Origin of the sequence: Paraburkholderia sp. CNPSo 3272 (genome assembly GCF_024206495.1) — a bacterium.
Classification (GTDB): Bacteria; Pseudomonadota; Gammaproteobacteria; order Burkholderiales; family Burkholderiaceae; genus Paraburkholderia.
Window position 1 is genome coordinate 1 of sequence record NZ_JAMBPQ010000112.1, and the last position, 643, is coordinate 643.

Here is a 643-nt window from a genome sequence, read left to right on the forward strand (position 1 = left end):
GCGAGAAGCTCCGGGAATGCCACGGCATCCAGCTGGCGAAGGAGACGTTGCGCAAACTCATGATGGACGCAGGACTATGGGTTGCGCGCCGGCAGCGGCCGCCGAAGATCTATCAGCCGCGCGCACGGCGTACGTGCCTGGGCGAGCTCATCCAGATCGACGGCAGTGAGCATGCGTGGTTCGAGGACCGGGCGCCGCAATGCACGCTGCTGGTGTACGTGGACGATGCGACGAGCCGGCTGATGGAACTGCACTTCACGCAGACGGAATCGACGTTCAGCTACTTCGAGGCAACGCGCGCGTACATCGAGAGCTATGGCAAGCCGGGCGCGTTCTACAGCGACAAGGCCAGCGTATTCCGCAACACCAGCGCCGAGCGTACCGGACGCAGCGTGACGCCGTTCGGTCGCGCGATGTACGAGCTGAACATCGACACGATCTGCGCCAACAGCAGCTCGGCCAAGGGCCGCGTGGAGCGCGCGCATCTGACGCTGCAGGACCGCCTGGTGAAGGAACTGCGGCTGCGCGGCATCAGTACGCTGGCCGAAGCCAATGCATATGCGCCCTCCTTTATGGCCGCCTACAACGCACGCTTTGCCAAGCCGCCGAAGAGTGAGTTCGATGCGCACCGGCCGCTGCGGGC

General features: G+C 64.9%; 1 protein-coding gene. It reads left to right on the forward strand.

What is annotated here, in order from left to right; all coding sequences use genetic code 11:
• Positions 1 to 643 (forward strand): ISNCY family transposase (locus M3I53_RS38035; protein WP_254320821.1); only part of this gene is annotated, 643 nt, incomplete at both ends.